This is a genomic window from Kribbella qitaiheensis, assembly GCF_042657745.1.
Taxonomy (GTDB): Bacteria; Actinomycetota; Actinomycetes; order Propionibacteriales; family Kribbellaceae; genus Kribbella; species Kribbella qitaiheensis.
In genome coordinates this window covers 1-18,847 of the sequence record NZ_JBHSKE010000003.1, presented here as the reverse complement: position 1 = coordinate 18,847, position 18,847 = coordinate 1, and the positions used below count along the sequence as shown (strand labels likewise).

General features: G+C 67.8%; 16 protein-coding genes and 1 pseudogene. 10 read left to right on the top strand and 7 right to left on the bottom strand.

The window, feature by feature from the left end:
• Positions 1-5: 5 nt before the first annotated feature.
• Entirely contained in the window at positions 6-1,190 is a 1,185-nt protein-coding gene (locus tag ACFPJ1_RS01640) for a sensor histidine kinase (protein ID WP_380100961.1), read from the bottom strand.
• A gap of 124 nt (positions 1,191-1,314) precedes the next feature.
• On the opposite strand from ACFPJ1_RS01640, the gene ACFPJ1_RS01635 reads away from it, so the two are divergent.
• Genes ACFPJ1_RS01635 through ACFPJ1_RS01625 form a run of 3 tightly spaced genes read left to right on the top strand, consistent with a single transcriptional unit; the run spans position 1,315 to position 4,453 of the window.
• The gene (locus ACFPJ1_RS01635) at positions 1,315-2,241 is read left to right on the top strand and encodes an ABC transporter ATP-binding protein (RefSeq protein ID WP_380100960.1); all 927 of its coding nucleotides are present in this window, start codon (positions 1,315-1,317) and stop codon (positions 2,239-2,241) included.
• Positions 2,241-3,653: an ABC transporter permease subunit gene (locus ACFPJ1_RS01630; protein WP_380100959.1), complete on the top strand. Its 1,413-nt coding sequence runs from the start codon at positions 2,241-2,243 to the stop codon at positions 3,651-3,653. Before ACFPJ1_RS01635 ends, ACFPJ1_RS01630 begins: the two co-directional genes overlap by 1 nt.
• Positions 3,653-4,453: an ABC transporter permease gene (locus ACFPJ1_RS01625; RefSeq protein WP_380100958.1), complete on the top strand. Its 801-nt coding sequence runs from the start codon at positions 3,653-3,655 to the stop codon at positions 4,451-4,453. Before ACFPJ1_RS01630 ends, ACFPJ1_RS01625 begins: the two co-directional genes overlap by 1 nt.
• A 172-nt stretch (positions 4,454-4,625) precedes the next feature.
• Here the strand turns inward: ACFPJ1_RS01625 and ACFPJ1_RS01620 are convergent, their stop codons facing one another.
• From ACFPJ1_RS01620 to ACFPJ1_RS01600, 5 genes are all read right to left on the bottom strand, one after another.
• The gene (locus ACFPJ1_RS01620; protein ID WP_380100957.1) at positions 4,626-6,020 is read right to left on the bottom strand and encodes a helix-turn-helix transcriptional regulator; all 1,395 of its coding nucleotides are present in this window, start codon (positions 6,018-6,020) and stop codon (positions 4,626-4,628) included.
• Between the two features lie 603 nt (positions 6,021-6,623).
• The gene (locus ACFPJ1_RS01615; RefSeq protein WP_380100956.1) at positions 6,624-7,826 is read right to left on the bottom strand and encodes a PucR family transcriptional regulator; all 1,203 of its coding nucleotides are present in this window, start codon (positions 7,824-7,826) and stop codon (positions 6,624-6,626) included.
• Positions 7,827-7,951: 125 nt separating this feature from the next.
• Positions 7,952-10,855 (bottom strand): AAA family ATPase, encoded by a 2,904-nt coding sequence (locus ACFPJ1_RS01610; RefSeq protein ID WP_380100955.1) that lies wholly within the window; start codon positions 10,853-10,855, stop codon positions 7,952-7,954.
• A 474-nt stretch (positions 10,856-11,329) separates the two neighbouring features.
• Positions 11,330-11,881 carry an HdeD family acid-resistance protein gene (locus ACFPJ1_RS01605; protein WP_380100954.1) on the bottom strand — a complete coding sequence of 184 codons (552 nt, stop codon included), beginning with the start codon at positions 11,879-11,881 and terminating at the stop codon, positions 11,330-11,332.
• Positions 11,882-12,039: 158 nt separating this feature from the next.
• Positions 12,040-12,690, bottom strand: coding sequence for a BON domain-containing protein (locus ACFPJ1_RS01600; RefSeq protein WP_380100953.1), 651 nt, complete (start codon positions 12,688-12,690; stop codon positions 12,040-12,042).
• A gap of 246 nt (positions 12,691-12,936) precedes the next feature.
• Here ACFPJ1_RS01600 and ACFPJ1_RS01595 point away from each other — a divergent pair, with 246 nt between their 5' ends.
• The 7 genes and pseudogenes from ACFPJ1_RS01595 to ACFPJ1_RS01565 all read left to right on the top strand — a co-directional run.
• A complete protein-coding gene (locus ACFPJ1_RS01595; RefSeq protein WP_380100952.1) occupies positions 12,937-14,106 on the top strand; it encodes an AI-2E family transporter in 1,170 nt (389 codons plus the stop codon).
• A 304-nt stretch (positions 14,107-14,410) separates the two neighbouring features.
• Complete coding sequence (locus tag ACFPJ1_RS01590) at positions 14,411-14,680, top strand: hypothetical protein (RefSeq protein WP_380100951.1); 270 nt, start codon at positions 14,411-14,413, stop codon at positions 14,678-14,680.
• Positions 14,681-14,769: 89 nt separating this feature from the next.
• A complete protein-coding gene (locus tag ACFPJ1_RS01585; RefSeq protein ID WP_380100950.1) occupies positions 14,770-15,273 on the top strand; it encodes a cysteine dioxygenase in 504 nt (167 codons plus the stop codon).
• 531 nt (positions 15,274-15,804) lie between these two features.
• On the top strand, positions 15,805-16,047 hold the full coding sequence (locus ACFPJ1_RS01580; RefSeq protein WP_380100949.1) for a hypothetical protein: 243 nt from the start codon (positions 15,805-15,807) through the stop codon (positions 16,045-16,047).
• Positions 16,048-16,105: 58 nt separating this feature from the next.
• Positions 16,106-16,294 carry a hypothetical protein gene (locus ACFPJ1_RS01575; RefSeq protein ID WP_380100948.1) on the top strand — a complete coding sequence of 63 codons (189 nt, stop codon included), beginning with the start codon at positions 16,106-16,108 and terminating at the stop codon, positions 16,292-16,294.
• Between the two features lie 426 nt (positions 16,295-16,720).
• On the top strand, positions 16,721-17,710 hold the full coding sequence (locus tag ACFPJ1_RS01570; protein ID WP_380100947.1) for an NADPH:quinone oxidoreductase family protein: 990 nt from the start codon (positions 16,721-16,723) through the stop codon (positions 17,708-17,710).
• Positions 17,711-17,875: 165 nt separating this feature from the next.
• Positions 17,876-18,439: pseudogene (locus ACFPJ1_RS01565) on the top strand (LysR substrate-binding domain-containing protein); the annotation flags it as partial.
• A 90-nt stretch (positions 18,440-18,529) separates the two neighbouring features.
• On the opposite strand, the gene ACFPJ1_RS01560 reads toward ACFPJ1_RS01565, so the two are convergent.
• Positions 18,530-18,847, bottom strand: a 318-nt coding sequence (locus ACFPJ1_RS01560) for a transposase (RefSeq protein ID WP_380100946.1), incomplete at its 5' end; no start/stop codon positions are given.

Below are 18,847 nucleotides of genomic sequence, written 5' to 3'. Positions count from 1 at the left end.
CCTGATCACTGTTCGACCGCCGGGATCGGCAGTACGGCCTCGACCAGGCAGCCGCCACCCGCGGATCGGCCGACAACCACGGTGCCACCGACCATCCCGGCCCGCTCGCGCATGCCCAGCAGGCCATGACCGCTGCCGCTGCCGCCACTGCCGTCGAGTGGGGCGTCAGGCCCCGGTCCGTTGTCGCGAACCCGGACCAGTAACGCCGTTGCCGTGTAGTCGAGTTCGACGTCGACGGCCGCACCGGGTGCGTGCCGACGCGCGTTGGTGAGCGCCTCCTGCACGATCCGGTACGCCGTCAGCTGTACGCCCGGGTCGAGTGGCTTCACCGTGCCCCGCACGATCAGCCGGGTACCGGTACCGCCGGACGCCCGGGCCTCGTCGACGAGCGCGTTGAGCTGCTCCAGCCCGGGCTGTGGCGCGCGGACCGGACCATCGGCCGGCGGACCGACATCCTCGCGCAGTACGCCCAACAGCCGCCGCATCTCGGTCAGCGCCGTCCGGGCGGTGTCGCCGATCGCCAACAGCCGTTTCGCGCCGTCCGGCGGAAGGCCCGGGGTGGTCAGCCTGGCTGTCTCGGCCTGGATCGCGATCATCGAGATGTGGTGCGCGACCACGTCGTGCAACTCGCGGGCGATCCGGGCCCGCTCGCCTCGGGCCGCGTGCTCCAGCAGGGTGTCGGCGGTAGCCCTGCTGGCTGCGGCGTTCGCGACCGCGTCGCCGCGATCCCGGACGGCCGCACCGAGTAGGACGGCGGTGGCCATCAGGACCAGCAACAGCGTGGTGCCCGCGTCTGGTCGGCCGAAGGCGAACAGCACGAACGGAAGCAAGAACGGCAGTGCGATCTTGCGTGGGCGGTTCCGCCCAAGCCAGTAGAGAGCGAGCAGTTGGGCCAGTACGCCCGCGACGAACAGCGGCTCGTCGCCGCCGAGCAGAATCGCGTTGGCCAGGGTAATGGCCAGCGTCACCGCGACCGGCTGCGCCGCCAGCAAGGCCAGCGGCGCGGTCGCCATCAGGCCGAGCAGCAGCAACGTACCGAGGTCCATGCCTGTTTGGTCGCCACGGTTCCCGGCCTCTATGACGGCGAGCAGGGCGAGGACGGCGGCGGCGACCAGCATCGCGTCGCGGGTGCCGCCGATCCTGCGGGTGGCGAGAAGCACCCGTTCGGTCAGCTCGCGGCCCTGACTCACGACAGCATTGTCCACCCGGGACAGCCCCACCCACATCACCCCGCGGCCGTACCTCGCGTGGGGGACGGAACACGGTTCTGCTGGGTGACGACACCTGCCCCAGCCGACCGTAGCGTCCCAGAACATGAACACCGTCGAGGTGCACGAACTGCGCAAGAGGTACGGCGCCACAGTTGCTGTGGACGGTCTGTCGTTCACCGTCCCGCCCGGCCAGGTCACCGGCTTCGTCGGGCCGAACGGTGCCGGCAAGTCGACGACGATGCGGATGATCCTCGGGCTGGACGCACCGGACGGTGGGAGCGCGCTGGTCGGTGGGCGCCGCTACCGGGATCTCGGCGATCCGTTGCGCGAGGTGGGTGCGCTGCTCGATGCGGGCGCCGTACATCCCGCCCGGAAGGCCCGCGACCACCTGCTCTGGATGGCGCAGTACAACGGCTTGCCGGCCCGGCGGGTGGACGAGGTCCTGGACCTGGTGGGACTCGCGGAGGTGGCGCGGCGCCGGGCAGGTGGGTTCTCACTCGGGATGCGGCAACGACTCGGGATTGCCGGCGCGCTGCTCGGGGACCCGCCGGTGCTGTTGTTCGACGAGCCGGTGAACGGGCTCGACCCGGAAGGCATCGTGTGGATCCGCGGACTACTGCGGTCACTAGCGGGTGAGGGGCGGGCGGTGTTGGTGTCCAGTCACCTGATGGGGGAGCTCGAGGGCAGTGCGGACCACCTCATCGTCATCGGCCGTGGCCGGGTGATCGCGGACACGACGGTGCGCGAACTGCTGGCCGCCGCGTCGGCGGACCGGGTCGCGTTGCGTACGACGGAGCGCACTGCGGCGATGACCCTCCTCGCGAACGCCGGCGCCGTGGTGGCGGCGACCGACCACGACCGGGTGACGGTGACCGGGCTGACGTCCGAGCGCGTCATCAAGCTGCTGAACGAGAGCGGACTGGCGTTCTCCGAGATCGCGGCCCACCGGGCCTCGCTGGAGGAGGCGTACATGGACCTGACCAGGGATGCGGTCGAGTTCGCCGCTCACGTGAGGTCGCGGGAGGCGTGATGAGCACTTTCCTGCAGGTCCTGCGCGGCGAGTGGACGAAGTTCAGGTCGGTCCGCAGTACGGCGTTGTGCCTGTTCGCCGCGGTCGCCGTGACGGTGTTGCTCGAGCTGCTCGGGTCGACCGCCGGATCGACGGACGCGAACGAAGGGCCGCGATACTCGGACCAGGCCTACTTCGTGCACACGCCGCTCAACGGTGATGGCGCGGTCGTCGCTCGGGTCATCAGCCAGTTGGACAGCCACGAGTGGGCGAAGGCCGGACTGCTGGTCAAGGCCGGACTCGCGCCGGGATCGCCGTACGCCGCGGTCATGGTGACCCCTGACCATGGGGTTCGGCTGCAGGCGAACTTCGACACCGATCTGGCCGGCGCGGCGGTCGCAGAGCCGCGGTGGCTGAAGCTGACTCGGACCGGCAACACCGTCACGGGATTCGAGTCGGCTGACGGTCAGATCTGGCAGCAGGTCGGCACCGTGACCGTGGCTCTGCCCCGGGACGCCGAGATCGGGCTGTTCGTCGCGTCACCGCCGAAGTACGTGACGACACGGACCGGTGGCGGTTCGGCGATCACCGTCGCGTCGACAGTCGGTACGGCGACCTTCGACAGCGTGACCGTGACGGGTGCCGGCGCTGCACCGGACTGGGTTGGCCAGAGCATCTCCAACGTGCCGACCAAGCTGAACCCGGTGGTCGGCGCCGTCGATGGGCTCACCCGGTCAGGCGGGACGTTCACGGTGACCGGGTCGGGTGACATCGCTGGGTACGGCGTCGATAGCTGGCGCTCGCCGGGTGACGACGACGTGGTCATGCTCAGCCTGTTCGGCGTACGTCTCGGGATGATCGCGATCATCGCGCTCGGCGTCCTGTTCATGACCGCCGAGTACCGGACCGGGCTGATCCGGACCACGCTGGCCGCCTCCCCCCGGCGTGGGCACGTGCTGGCTGCCAAGGCCGTCGTACTCGCCGGGGTGGTGTTCGTCGCCGGGCTGATCGCGAGTGTGGCCGCGTTCTTGCTGGCGCAGCCCGGGCTGCATGACGGCGGCTACAACCCACCGGCGTACCCGCACGTCTCGCTGACGGACGGCATCACGGCGCGCGCGGTGGTGGGCACAGCCATCTACTTGGCGCTCGTCGCGCTGTTCAGCCTCGGCATCGCGGCGGTTCGACGGCGTACCACTGGAGCGATCGTGTTCGTCATCGCGCTGGTCGTACTGCCGCAGATCATCGTGCCGACGATCTCGCCTGAGGCCGACATCTGGGTCAGCAGGCTCTCGCCGGTGGCCGGGCTGGCGGTGCAGCAGACCATCGAGACCGGGCAGGTGATCGGCCCGTGGGCCGGCCTGGGCGTGATGTGCGCGTACGCCGTCGCCGCACTCGGCCTCGCGTACTGGCAGCTCACCCGCAGGGACGCCTGATGCAGCTCGCCGGAAGAGCCCTGCGGGCCGAGTGGACGAAGCTGCGCACCGTACCGAGCACCGGTTGGACGCTGCTCGCGGTCGTTGTCATGACCACGGCGGTCGGCGCGCTGGTCAGCTGGGATCTCACGCCGCCGGACTGCGAGCGCTCCGACCAGTCGTGCGACTTCGACCTGACCAAGCTCAGCCTGTCCGGGTTGTACATCGGCCAGGCTGCCGTGGTCGTTCTGGCGGTGCTCGCGGTCACCGCGGAGTACGAAGCCGGCATGATCCGCACCACTCTGGCCGCCTGCCCGCGCCGTCTGACCGTCCTCGCGGCAAAGGCCGCGGTGCTTGCCCCCGTGGTGCTACTGATCTCGGTCGTCAGCGTCCTCGGCTCGCTGGTGACGGGCCGGGAAATCCTTGCGCGCGGCGGATTTACGGCAGCCGGTGGTTATCGGCCACTGTCCCTCGGCGACGGACCGACGCTGCGCGCATATGGCGGCACCGTGCTCTACTTGGCGCTGGTGGCAATCATTGCTCTCGGCATCGGTTTCGTCGTCCGGCACACGGGTGGCACGGTGACGCTCGTCCTCGGACTTCTCTACCTGGCGCCTGTCATCACGATCGCTGTCTCCGACCCACGCTGGCGCGAATGGATCCAGCAGGTGTCGCCGATGACTGCCGGGTTGTCCGTCCAGGCCACCCTGCGACTCGACGCGCTGCCGATCTCACCGTGGCGCGGTCTAGGCGTGGTCGCCCTCTACGCCGCTGTCTCTACCGTCACCGCTGCCGTCGCCCTACGCTTCCGCGACGCCTGACGGCAGCCCCGCGTCCTCCATCTGCCGTCTAGCTCACGGATAGCGACACCAAGATCCTCGGCATCTTCGAAGGCACCCAGCAGATCCAACAACTGATCGTCGCCCGGAGGCTGCTTCGGCCGCTCGCGGTCGGCCAACTCCGCACAGCCTCCGGCCGCTAGCCGAGAGAGCGCTATGCGGTGGCAGCGGCCGGCGTCTCATCGGCGCGAGATCGATCGAGTATGGCCCGGGCGAGCTGGGTGCGGGTGCTGACACCGATCTTGCGGAAAACCTTCCGCAGGTGATACTCGACGGTGTGCTGGCTGATGAACAACTGTGTCGCGACCTGGCGGTTCGACGAGCCCTCGGCGACCAGCCGGGCGATCTCCGCTTCCTGCGGAGTGAGCCCATCGTCGGCCTGACCATTGCGATGGCGAGCGGCCTCGCTGGTCGCATGGAGCTCCACTGAGGCACGGTGCGCGAAAGCCGCAAGGCCGCTGGCCTCGAACAACTCCTGGGCAGCGCGCAGCTGCTCGCGGGCGTCTCGGCGGCGACGCCGGCGGCGTAGCCATTCGCCGTAGAGGAGGTGGGCGCGGGCCAGGTCCACACGGGCATCGGCTTGCTGCAAGTGCTCTATCGCCACTCGGTAAAGAGCCTCCCCGTCGTCGATCAGCAGCGCCCGCGAGCGGGCGAGCAACCCAAAGGCCAGGTGGGTTCCGCTGGATTGTGTCCGCTCGGAGAGCCGCTCGAGTGCGGATACCGCCGCGTCCCTGTTGCCGCTCCGGACAGCCGCCTCGATCAGATCGGGCAGGTTCTGAGTACCGAGCTCTGGAGGGTCGTCGTGGAAGATCTCCAGCGCGCGGCCGAGTGCCTCCTGATAGCGCCCATACCCAAGGTCGAGCATCGTCAGAGCGCAGTGTCCGGCGGTCAGCCGGCTGGTGAGTCCGGACTCCGGTGAGGCCGATTCGTGGCGTCGGGGGATCGTCGGCAGGTGCAGGGACGGGAGTCCGTCAAGGGAACGAACGCGGGCGGTCGGTTCGCGTACAGCGATGATGAAGGCGACCGGCGTGGTGATGAGCCGCCGCGCCACGAAAGCGAGCACGTCCGCCGTCGCCTCGTCAAGCCACTGCGCGTCATCGACGACCACCAGCACCGGCCGGTCTTCCGCCGCCTCGGTCAGCAGGGTCAAGACGGCCAGACCGACCAGGAACCGTTCCGGAGTCGGCGCGGCGACCAGTCCGAATGCCGCACCAAGGGCATCTCGCTGGGGTCCGGGAAGGCGGTCCAGGTGTGACAGGAACGGCGTAAGCAGGCCATGCAGCGCCGCGAACCTGAGTTCCAGCTCTGGTTGGACACCCGCCGACGGAGCGACGCGCAATTCGGCGGCGCGCTCGACGATGTACGCCAGCAGCGAGGTCTTGCCGCTTTCTTGCTCTCCCCGCAAGACGAGCGCGCCGCCAACTCCGTCGCAAGCGTTTGCCAGCACCTGATCGAGGGCCGCACGCTCGTCGCGGTGGCTCGTTGATCCGACACCAGGGACAATCGCGGGCGAGGTGGGACCGACCGGCAGTGGTGAAATCGATCGCATCCGTGATGCCTGGCGCGTTCCCGTGCTTCGCATGCTCAACCTTGTCGTTCGTGGGCGTCTGCCGATGTCATCCATCGTCCGCAACCCAACGACGCTGAGTCGTCGGTCATCTGACCGTCGCGCGACGCAAATTGCCGATCGGGCCACGCTGAACCCGGATGCGGCGCCCCAATGGCCCGTTCAACCTGTGTTTCCGAACCAGGTTGGTGGGTCGTCTTGATTTTCAGTCGGGGACGCCGTCTTCGCGGTATGACCGTTCTTGGCGGGTGTGATGGTCTCCAAGGCGCGAAGGGCGGCGCGTGATGCGATACCGAGCTTGGGATACAAGCGTAGGTGCGAGCCGACGATGCGGTGGGACAGGAAGAGCCGTGCGCCGATCTGCAGAGCCACGCGTGGCGCGCGTCGGGTCGTGCGGGTGCACAACGTTGAGCGCGGGACTTGGGCGCTGCGACGGTCCACGCGATTGCCTGTGCTCAGCATGGCCTCGGAGGGAATCGACGCCATCGACGCCAGCCCTCGTTAGGCGGGGAGGGCAGCTGGAAACGCACTGCTACCTGCTGGCTGCAATCCCAGTCGCGGTCGGCATCTCTGGCGTCGGCGTGCTCAGACGCTGCCCTCAGCTGAGGCCAGCCGGCGGCGTACCGGGCTGCTTTCCCACATGCAGGCGAGCAGGACGAGGCTGCGGTCTTGCTGCTCCTTGAGGTTGAGGCCGGTCAGCTTCTCGATCCGGTTAAGGCGGTGCAGCAGCGTGTTGCGGTGCACCGGGAGCGCGGCGGCGGTCGCCGTCCCGTCGAACCCGTGGGCGCCCAAGCTGCGCAAGGTGGTCGCGAGGTCTACCGTGTCGGCCCCGATGAGCCGGCCGAACACCCGCTCGGTGATCCGGTCTGCCAGTGCGGGCGAATCCGCCAGCAGAAGCTGGGGTCCGAAGTCCTCCGCCGAGACACGTCCCCGGCGCGGGGAGTCGGTAGCTATCAGCGTCAGGGCCCGGAGGCTGTCGACCGCCGGACTGAGACGGTTCCTGAGCGTTGGCGGGTCCTGCGCCAGTACCAGCCGAGAGTCGGCGAGGAATCCTGCCCAGGCGAACTCAGGCGGGGTCAGCCCGGTGACCCGGATGCCTTCCGTAAAGGCAAGCGCGGCCGTGTCGCGCAACCGCGCGGCGAGGGCGGCGTGATTTGCCACCGAACCGCCCGCAAGCTCCGCCGTGAACGGGCAGAACGGCGACGAGAGATCGAAATGGAGCCGGGCGGCCCGATCCGAGTCCTCAATGGTGATCGGCAACTCGGCGGCGCACAGCCGGTCGAACAGCGCACTGGCGCGGCGGTCGCCGGCTGTGGACGGCATGTCTTCCTGGTCCGCGTAGACCTGGGCGAACATGTCCACGACGATGTCCAGGTACCGGTCCAGGTAACTCCACATGCTGTCGGCATTCGCGACAAGCAGCGCACGGTCGACATCGCGGCAGAGGTCCAGCAGCGCGTCCCACAGCATGCGGGTACCGCGGCGATAGACAAGGATGCCGTCCTCGATCGGCTGGCCGGCCACCGCGCGACCACGAACGAACTCACGCAGCTCGGACAGCACGTACTCATCCGGGGGCGTCCCGTGCATCATCCAGCGAAGCAGGAGATCGACGTTCCACCGCACCCACGACGTATGGTCCTGCAGGAGGTCGAAGCGGGTGTACGCCGGGAGTTGACGGTAGCCCAGCATCATCCGGCGTACGACGACTCCCACGTCGAAGCGCTCCAGTACGCTGCGCAAGCCCTCGTCGGGTGTCGGCTCGCGTGATGAGACTTCTTCACCCACATGCATGATCCTTGCACGTGACTGCGGTCACCGCACAGACGTTCAGACGAGCCCGGAGTCGTGGCGCGCGGTCTCGCCCACTGAACTCAGATGGGGGCACGCCTGCGGGCATTCCGGCTGCCGATTCACCGAGGTTCACACCCGCGTGCCCGAGCCAGATTGTGGTCGTCTTGATCTTCGGTTGGGGATGCCGTCTTCGCGGTATGACCGTTCTTGGCGGGTGTGATGGTCTCCAAGGCGGAGTGGAGGGCGGTGCGTGATGCGATACCGAGCTTGGGGTACAAGCGATGCAGGTGCGAGCCGACGGTGCGGTGGGACAGGAAGAGCCGTGCACCGATCTGCTTGTTGGTCAGGCCGGTGGCGGCCAGTTCGGCGATCTGGCGTTCCTGCGCGGTCAGGGGGATCGTCGGGGCGTTGGGGCGGCTGGTAGTGGCGAGGCCGGTGGCGCGCAACTCGTTGCGGGCCTGCTGTGCCATCGCCTTGGCGCCGATTCGTTCGAAGGTCTCGAGGGCGGTGCGTAGGTGCGGGCGGGCGCGGGTGGTGTCGCGGGTGTGGCGCAGCCACCGTCCGTAGGCGAGGTGGATGCGTGCGAGTTCCCATGGCCACCGGTCGGCTTCGGGCAGATCCAGGGCGGCTTCGAACAGGGGCCCGGCTTCGGTCTCGTCGGCGGCGATCGCGGCGGCGCCGGCGGTGATCAGCGCGATGCGCGGGCCGATGCGGGCGATGCCGGCGTGTTGGGCGGCGGCGACGTGGCGGCGGGCCTGGTCGGTGTGGCCGGTGTGGACCGCGGCCTCGACCAGGTCCAGGATCACCCATCGCCCCGGGACGCCGGGGCTGGGGGCGCCAAGGGCATCGATCTGGGAGATTTGCAGATGAGCCTCCTCGAAGTCGCCTTGGCCGATGGCCGCGAGGCGTCGAGCCGACTGGGCGTAGGCCCGGGCGACCTCGACGCGGCGTGGCGTGGCCCAGGTCGTGGTCTGTTTGCTGCGGGCCAGGGCGAGGTCCACATCGCCGCGACGAGCCGCGGCTGCTGCCTGCAGGGCGCGAATCTGAGCCTCCCAGAAGTGGTAGCCGTAGGCGGTGGCCAGGTCCAGCCCCTCATCCGCCAGCTTCCCGGCCTCGTCCCACTGTCCGTGCACATGGGAGTCGTGGCTGAGCAGCATCAATCCGGGAATGACCATGGCGATCGCACCGCCGTCACGTTCCCGGTCGATCATCTGCCGGACCACGTGGCGGTAGTCCGACATCGCGTCCATCGCTACGGCCGCGAAGGCCAGCGGGATCAGTTGCCAGGGTGCGGGGTCGGGAGGCAGATCCTCGAAGGCGCGGGCGAGGCCCGCTCGGATGTCGTCGGAGGTGTGGGTGGGGTCGACGTACGCGTCGTGACACAACTGAAACGCCGTGACCGTGTCGGGATCGAAGCGGGCCAGTGCCTTGTTCAGGAGCTCCCACGGCTCGGGTCGGAGCGTGTAAAGGCAGACGAGCAGCAGCGAGTACAGGATCGCGTGGTAGTCCCAGTTGGTCGTCTTGGTGGTGTCGGTGACGTCGTCCAGTGCCCGGGCCAGCAGCCGGTAGGCGGTATCGACGTCGCCCTGATCGTTTGTGTGGAGGTGGGCGGTGGCCGCGAAGACCAGCCCGGTCGGGGTGTCTGGCGTATGCCCGGCGTCGGCCAGCAACCGGTCCACTTGGTCGAGTTGACCGGTGATGGTGGCGAGGTATGCGGCATCGACGAGCCGCCGCGAACGGTCAGCCGGTTGCGGGCTGAGTTCGCCTGCCCGTACTAGCGCGGTCACCGCGGCGGACGCACCGACTCGCCCGTGCTCGTTGGCGCCGCTCCCGCCCGACGCTCGAGCCGCGGCGACGGACGAGTGGCCGCGCCGCCAGGCGGACAAAGCCGCCTCGTCCAGCGCCCGTGCCACCGCCTCGTCCGGTCCGGTCGCAGCCTCGGCCAGATGCCACGCCCGGCACATCGGGTCGCCGGCCAGCGCGGCGGCGAGGGCCTGGTGCGCCGCCCGGCGTTCACCTGCCGGTGTCACGTGGACAATCGCTGAGCGGATCAGCGGATGGTCAAACGTGATGCGGTCGGCGGCCGGATCGACATGGACCATGGCCGCCTGCTGCGCCGCAGTCAGATCGTCGATGCCTGCGCGGCCCTGCGCTGCCGCCCCTATTGTGGTCAGGCCTGCCCTGTCGTCGAGCGCGGCCAGCAACAGCATCGTCCGGGTCGGTGCCGGCAGTCTCCCGTACGCTGCCATGGCGGTCGCCTCCAACCGCCCGGAAACGGGCAGGAATCTCGGTAGCGAGTTCTGGCCCGAGCGCTGCCGGTGGGTTAGTGCGGCCGGCAACTCCCGCAGCGCGAGCGGGTTGCCGTCGGCCTCGGCCAGCAGCCGGCGCCGTACGCTCGGCGCCAGCCCGGGCCACAGAAGGTCCAGTAGCTTCGCCGCCGGCTTCGCCGCCAGTGGCCCGAGCACACGTTCAGGAAGCCCGACCCGGTCGCAGAAGCCATCGGCGCTGATCCGTGCGGCGGCCAAGAACACGATCGGGTCGTAGCCGATGCGTCGCGCGGCGAACCCCAGCGCGGTCGCGCTCGCTTGGTCGATCCACGGCAGGTCGTCGGCGAGTACCACCAGCGGGCGTTCCTCAGCGAGCTTGCTCAGCATGGCCAGCACAGCGGTCGAAGCCGCCAGCGGGTGCGGTGACGGTTCCGGCGCGAGATCGAAGATCTGGTGGAGGGTGTCACGGTGGTGACCGGCAAGCTCGTCAACGTGGTCGCGGAGCGGATAGAGCATTTGGTGTATCGCCGAGAGGCTGATGTCGGACTCGAACGCGACGCCGGAGACCTGCAGTACTCGCGCTCCGGCGGACGCGGCTCGTGCGGCTGCGGCGTCCAGCAACGCTGTCTTCCCCATACCCGGGTGGCCGCGGATCAGCAGGCCCGGGCCGAGGCGACCATGTCCGTCGAGCGTGGAGTCGATCAGTTCCAGTTCGGCCGAGCGCCCCACGAGGTCGGCGGCTGCCGGTCGTCTCACCAGCCGTCCGGGCCGACGACGTTCACCGGGAATCCACCGATGGCTTGAGCCGGCCCAGCTCTGCACCGGTCACCAGGCGCGAATCTCCACCTTCTGCGCCGCTCGGCGCCCATACAACCGTGATCACTTTGACCGCTCCTCGATCAGCAGCTATGCCGGCTTCGGCATGGCCGCGTTCCTGGGTTGGGTTTGTCCCGTTGTCGTGGGCAACAAGAACCAGCGTGGCACGCGTCGCGCTGTGCGGGTGCACAACGTTCAGGCCGGGACTTGGGCGCCGTAACCAGGGCCATGGTGCGCCGGCCGAAGCCCGCCGTAGCGCGACAGCAGGGTTACTCCTCCCGGAGCCGCGCCCGGAGCGCCGAGCGAAACAGTTGGTGGTGGTCGACGAGACCGGTGACCTGATCGCCACAGGCCGGCCTCGCCTCGGGGTGGACCCGGTACTTGGCGGAGGCCGGACTGTGCGTCGCAACGGTCTCAGGCCGCGGCGTTGACCACCTGGAGATCAGCGTCGTCGCCTGTCTTCCGGAGGTGGATCGACAAAACCACGGCCGACACTCCATAGAAGATGGCGTACAAACCGAACACCGTGGCCAGGGAAACCGCGCCGATGTCGGGCCGGATGAAGAGCACGACTCCGAGTGCGACCGAAACGAGTCCGCTCAACATCCACAGGGCGCGCTCGCCGGCCGTCTTGCTGCCCTGGAAGGTCATCACCATCTCGACGATGCCGGTGACAACGGCCCAGACCCCCACGTACACGGCCAGCACAAGTGCGGTGATGCCGGGCCACGCAAGTGCGACGATCCCTGCGGCGAGCGAGAGGAGGGAAAGCAGGAGCCACCCGAGCACAGGTCCGGCACGGTCGCTGCTGAACGCCCGGACCGCATCCCATGCGGCTGCGATGAACGCGTACACGGCAAACAGGATGACCAGGGCGCCGACTGTGACATTGGGCCACGCCACCGAGACGACGCCGAGCACGATCGCCAGCAGCCCGCGCCAGAGCAATGAGTTGGAGATGGACATGGAACGCTCCTTTGACAAAGGTATGTGGTGAGCGGACACGGCCATCTGGCCTGACGTGGCGTCAAGCCAGATGGCGGTGCGAAGGCCTGAACACCATCGATTGGTGACGCCCCCCGTGATCGACCGGTGGCGCGACTGCTTCAGGACTCAGGGTGTGCCTAGTAGAAGATGGTCAGCCGGTCGTCGACGTCGGTCACGCCCGGAGCAGCCCAAGCCGCGGCGACCGCCGCGTCATGCTCGGCAAACGAGCGCACGTTTCCGGTCAGAGTCGCCTCGCCGTTCGCGGTCTCGACCTGGATGTTGTCCGCGTCGACCTTGGCATCGCGCTCCATGGCCTTCTTGATCGAGTCCTTGACGTCGCTGGGCCAAGGCGTGGGGCTCTGCAGGAAGATGTCGTTCTCGACACCGATGACGCCGAGAATGTTTCCGGCGACGAACGCGGCCTCCGCGCGCTGGTACTGCCAGTCCACGGAGCCGGTGAGCGTCACGAAACCGTCCTTGACGGTGGCGTCAACGGTGCTCGGTACGAGCGAGTCGAGCAGGAGCGCCTGCAGCACATCGCCGCGGAGGTCAGCGTCATCGCGCCGTTGCTCGTTGAGGATTCGCACCTCCAGTTCGTTGTCCACGGCCACGACGCCGTACACCCGCTCAGCCGCCTTCTTGGCCTCCCTCTTCTGCCGGAAACTGCCGACCGTGCCGCGCAGCGTGATCGTGCCCTCCTTGGCGGACACTGCGATCGCCTCGTTGTCGACCTTGGGATCCCAGAACAGCTCGTCGGCAACGTTCAACTGCAGTTCGTCATTGGTCATTTGTGAACTCCCATGCATCGCGAACCCGCACCGTGCGGATCTCGGTTGCCGACAAACGTATGAGCCGGAGCGGATCGATCGAATCACCAGATCCCGTAGCTTCCGCAGCGCGAGGTTTCCACGCTTCAGCGCGGCCGGAACAGCTGTATGACCAGGGATTTCCGTGATTCGAGAAGGTCGCAGGGCTCCTACTGTGGCTGCCGTGACCGGCAGCCACAGCGCCTGCAGATGCCCGCGGAGGAAGTCATGGACGACCGTACTGAGACCGAGTCACGCGCCGAGGTCAGCACTCGCGTAACGACCCGACCGACCACGAAGACCGCGCGCGGATCGTCCGCCGCGGTGTTCCGCTGGGCGGCAGTGGGCACGCTCGGCGTGCTGACGGTGCTGCTCTGCGCCTACGGTCTCTACACCATACGCAGCATTCTCGTGCTGGTCCTCATCGCGTTGTTCCTCGCGGTAAGCCTCGATCCGGCGGTGCAATGGCTGCTGAGGCTGAGGCTGGGGCTGCGCCGCTCGACCGCCGTCACCATCATCTCCCTGGTCGTTGTTGTGATGGTTGCGGGTTTCATGTGGTCGGTCGTACCGGCGATCGTCAACCAGACCGGCATGCTCCTCGCCGACCTGCCGGGCTACCTCCGCACGCTTTCCGACGAGTCGAAGGTGGTACGCGAGATCACCGACCGGTACGACCTCACCGACCGGTTGAGCGCCCTGGTCGCCGGGATTCCAGCCAAGCTCGCCGGTGGCGCCATCGGCTTCGTCCGCAGCCTCATCGGAACGGCCGCGTCCACCATCACCGTGCTCGTCCTGACGGTGTACTTCATGGCTGACCTCCCACGTGTCCGAGAGGGACTGCCCAGGTTGTTTCCCAGCCGCCGCCGTCGGGTCGCAGAGATCACAGATGTCGTGGTCGAGAAGGTCGGCGGTTACATGATCGGCAACCTCACCATCTCGCTGATCGCCGGCGTGGCGGCATATGTCTGTCTCACGCTGGTGGGGGTTCCGTTCGCCCTGCCGCTCGCGGCTGCGGTCGCGATCGCTGACTTGATCCCCATGGTCGGGGCAACGCTCGGCGCGGTGATATGTCTGGTCGTCTCGCTCTTCGCCGTGGGCATCTGGCCGAGGACCGTCATAGTGCTGATCTTCTTCATCCTCTACCAGCAGGCCGAGAACTACTTGATCGCACCGCGTGTGCTGCGCAACACCGTCAACATGTCTTCTGCCGCGGTTTTGCTGGTCGCCCTGATCGGCGGCAGCCTGTTCGGCGTGGTCGGCGCGATCATGGCAATACCCGTGGCGGCTGCGGTCAAGGTGCTCGTGTACCCCGGAGGTCACAGCCCTAGTACAAGGCATGCCAGACGATGGGGCCGTCTTGGACTCCGCAGCGCGCGAACACCCGCGCGGCGACTCTAGTGTCCCGTAAGCGGTGCGGCCCGTCCCGCGGCGCGATCGTGACGCTGGGGGCTTCTGCGAATGACCGTAGCTACGCCTTGCCCAGCGTGGTCTGCAGATGATGCTCAGCGTCTCGGCTTTTCGTGCGGCGACTCGCAGGCGTGGCCAACGTGCTGGTCCCCCCGCCGACGACCATCGGCGCGGCGTGCACAAAACGCCGAGACGTGAGCATCAGGAGCCGACCACGCCCATCGGACCAGACCTAACGTTCTCGGCACGTACGAACAGTTCGGCACAACCCCACAAAGAGAGAAAGGAGCCCGCCATGAAGCGGTTTTCCGAGCGGCTCAGCACCCTGTCCGAAATCACGAAGCGGGCCGAGGACGTCATCGACGCGGTCCGAGCGAAGAACACGACCCGGCCGGAATCGCGACGCGAGAGCAAGGGAAGGAACCTCGCCGGGTGGATCAAGGCGAACGATGCCGCTTTACTGATCATCGGAACGGCTGCCTACATGCGCTCTCTTCAACGGCGGAACGAGCACCGCCAGGAGATCGCAGGTCGCGACCGTCGCCGTCCGGGATTTCTGCGGTGACCTCGCCGTCATCTTCGTGGTGCTGATGCTGCTGCGCTCAGCCGGCAACCGACGTCCCCGTCGTTCCGGCGCGCCAGGCCCACCGACTCTTGGAGCTGAACGGCACTCCGTCGCTGGACGACCTCCCGGGCCGGGATCTCGTACCGCGCGAGCTGTCCGAGCTCGCCGCGTCGATCGCGGCTCAGCCGCACCTGTGGGACGACAGGGTCGCGTACAGCGACGAGGAGCGCGTCTTCGCCTCGCTGCACCGCGACGCGAACGTCGACAGCTGGTTGATCTGCTGGACCCCGGTGAACGACACCGGCTGGCACGACCACGACGTCTCCTCGGGCGCCGTCACGGTCGCCCGCGGCAAGCTGGTCGAGCACAACCTGGCCATCGGCACCGCCTCGATCGAGACCGAGGTCACCGCCGGCGACGTCTACAACTTCGGCCCCGACCACATCCACCGCCTCACCGGCCTCGACAATGGCTCCGTCACCATCCACGCCTACAGCCCCCCGCTCTGGCGCATGGGCCAGTACTCCGTCAAGTCCGGCGTCCTCCGCCGGACCTCCGTCTCCTACGCCGACGAACTCCGGCTCCTCGACTGAGTACTACGGCACCAAGCGCCCCGGACCGAGCTTTGGCCGGGGCGCTCCTCCCGTTGCGATCAGCAAATAATCTGACGGCGACATGATGCAGGTTCATCAGCACCTCGCCGGCGTCGTACTCACCGACAGTCCGCTGCTGCGCGAGTTCATTCCGTGGACCCTCGAGGCGGGAACGGGCAGCGGGTGTATCGCCTCGAGGGCTCACGCGCGGCCGGATGACACCAGCCGCAGCTCACGGGCGCGCTGGACTGCTGACGAACGTACCGCTGCACCACCACGTGTCCTACCTGGCCATCGCTGACCTCGCCGCCGCCGCGGTGCGGGCCGAGCGTCGGCTCGAAACGCGAACACTGATCGAGCACGCGCTGGTGTCGGTCGAGGGGACAAGCGGTGCGCGGGTGCACCAGCTCGCCGCCCGTGCTCGCGGGCTCCTCGCCGAACCCGTGCACGCCGAGGCCCACTTCGCCAAGGCTCTGGCCGACCCCGCCGGAGAGCGGTGGCCGTTCGAGCGGGCCCAGTTGCGGCTCGACTATGGGGAATGGCCGCGCCGGCAACGGCGGATCAACGACGCCAAACCCGTCCTCGCAGCAGCTCTGGAGACGTTCCGCCGACTGGGCGCTGAGCTACGAAAAGCTGCCGATCCCCGACACCGACCGCATGACGCTCTTCGTCTACCACGCCGACCCCGGCACCCAGTCGGCCGAGAAACTCGCCCTCCTCAGCAGCCTGATAGCCGCAGACCAGACCCCGACCACCAAACACGCAAGACCCTGAAGGATGTTCGTGGGCTGTCCGTTGTCACAGAACGCGGTGGCGTCCGGTCTTACATACCATGGCGATACTGACGAAGGCCGAGGCGCTTGCGGTCATTCGCCGCGCCTACGGACCCGATGTTGCCGATTCGATTGCAGGCCAGCTGCCAGATCGGATCGACCCTGACAACGACGCGGACTCGGAGCTGCTGTTCCGCCTCGGCCTGACCCCAGACCGGCTCGCCGACGCGCTCGGCGGCGAACTCTGAAGCGACTGGTGCCCCGGGGCGACCCCTCGAGTGTCACACGGCGGGGTGGTGTCCGGACTTAGAACTGGGTCGATCAAGACGTGGTCGACTCCAACTCAGCCTCCGGCGAGGAGTGTTGCCAGCACGAATGTCCGCCGGCGGTCGGAGCCGTCCTTCGCACGGAATAGGACAGATTGGTGACCAGTCCCCAGGGTCACGTAGCCCCCAGACACGGGAGACGACTCCCGACATCGCCGTCGCCCTCACCAGCCTGACCCGTCGCTGAGCTCCGTCGCTCAGGGAGGCCGCCCGGCGAAGCCCATTGTCGGGGCGTAGTCGAGCAGCCAGTACCTGCGGAGACGCCGGCGGGACAGGTTTCCGGTGGCAGGCTGGGCCCTGTGACGTCATCTGTTCGAGGTTGTGACGAGTTGATTCGAGAGGGATGAGATGTTCTCTGGTCGTGCGTGGCGTGTGGTGAGATTCGGCGATCCGAAGGCAGCGGTCGAACTTCAGGAGATGACCTGGCGCGAGCCGTCGCCGGGGCAGGTGCTGATCCGGACGCGAACCGCGGGCGCGGGGCTGCCCGATGTGCTGATGACGGCGGGCCATTTCCCGCTGCTTGGTGAACCTCCCTTCGGCCTAGGCGAGGAAGTCGCAGGGGAAGTGGTCGCCGTACCGCCGGGTTCACGGTTTGCGGTCGGCGATCAGGTGGCGGGCATTACGGCGTTCTTGGAGGGGTGGGGCGGATACGCCGAGTACGCCTACGTGCGCGAGATGTCGGCCATGCGTATCCCGGTGGGCATGACGGACGAACAGGCCGGCGGCTTTCCGATCGGCTTCCGCACGGCGTATGCGGGCCTCGTCGAGCGCGCCCCGGTCGAGGCTGGGCAGACCCTGCTCGTTCTGGGCGCCGCGGGCAGCAGCGGCGCCACGGCGGTGCAACTCGGCAAGGCGCTGGGAGCGACGGTGATCGCGATCGCCGGAAGTCAGGAGAAGCTGAACTTCTGTACACGTAACGGCGCGGACCACGGCGTGAACTACCGCACCGACGACATGACGGCCCGGATCGCTGAGATCACGGAGGGGCGTGGAGTAGACCTGATCTACGATCCGGTTGGGGGCGACACCGCTGCCACGGCCCTCAGGAGCATCGCCCGCAACGGGCGTATCGCCATGATCGGCCTCGCGAGCGGGGCGCCTGTTTCGCTCGACTCGATGGACATGCTGCTGCGGAACTACACGGCGGTCGGCGTGCTCGCGACCGGCGACGACGACGCCGAAAAGGAGGCCGCCGTGTGGGACCACCTGCGGGGTCTCGCGGAGCGCGGAGCGATCACGACACCCGTGGGCAAGGTCTACGGCTTCGACGACGTGCCGCGCATGATCGCCGAACAGATAGCTCCGGGGGCGGGCAAGACGGTTGTCAGGGTGGCGTAGCCACCCCGGCTGGCGCGATCTACCACGACCTCCTGCAGCGCGCGGCGCCTGCAGTTGCCAAGCACGAGACGCTCTTCGAAGGCACCCAACAAATCCAACAACTGATCGTCGCCCGCAGGTTGCTCGGCAAGACCTCAGCCGAGCTGAAATAGCAGGGCGGTTTCCTCCTTCCGTGCGCAGCACAGCGACATGCAGTTCCGGCACAAGCAAGCGCCCATCGACGAACTGCTCGACGACCTCACTGCGTGCGAACTCGACATGGCACTCGTCGCACCGCGACCCGACGCGGACTTCGGATGGCTGCACATGGGACGGCAAGCTCTCGTTCTCGTTGTGCCGGCACACCATCGACTGGCCGAACGACGGGAAGTGCATCTCTCCGAAGTGGTCGATGAGGAGTTCGTCTCCCTCGACCAGCGCTTCCACCGCAACACTGACGCCCTGTTCGCCGACGCGGACTTCGCGCCCAAGATCGTGATGATGGCCGACAACGCCCGCACCGTGCGCGACTACGTCGGTAGCGGCTTCGGACTCGCGGTCCTGCCCTCGGACACCAGCGTCAACCCTCGGGTCCGCACGATCGCCATCAAATCCCCGCACGCCATCCGGGAAGTGGGCCTGACGTGGAACAAGCGCCGACACCTGTCCCCGCCCGCCGTCGCCTTCCGCCAGCACATCGAATTGCTCTGCGAGCAGTACCCGGGGTGGGCTGACCTACTCGACGGCTAACCAGCCGGCTACTTATACCTGATGCGTGAGTGCATGAGGTCAAGTCCAGCGGAGTGGTGTACCGGTTGTGTCGCGTGATCCTCTGGTTGGTTAGGCGCTGAGCGCCGGGATGTCGGTGTTTGTGGTGGTCTCCTCTGTGGTCTCGATGAGGGCGAGTCGGGACTTGGCGAGGACGTCGAGGCCGAGGTAGCGGCGGCCCTCGATCCAGTCGTCGTGTTGCTCGGCGAGCACGGCGCCGACGAGGCGGATCAGTGCGTCTCGGGCTGGGAAGATGCCGACCACGTCGGTGCGGCGGCGGATCTCGCGGTTCAGCCGTTCTTGGGGGTTGTTGGACCAGATCTGTCGCCAGATCTCCTTCGGGAACGCGGTGAACGCGAGTACGTCGGCGCGGGCTTGCTCGAGGTGGTC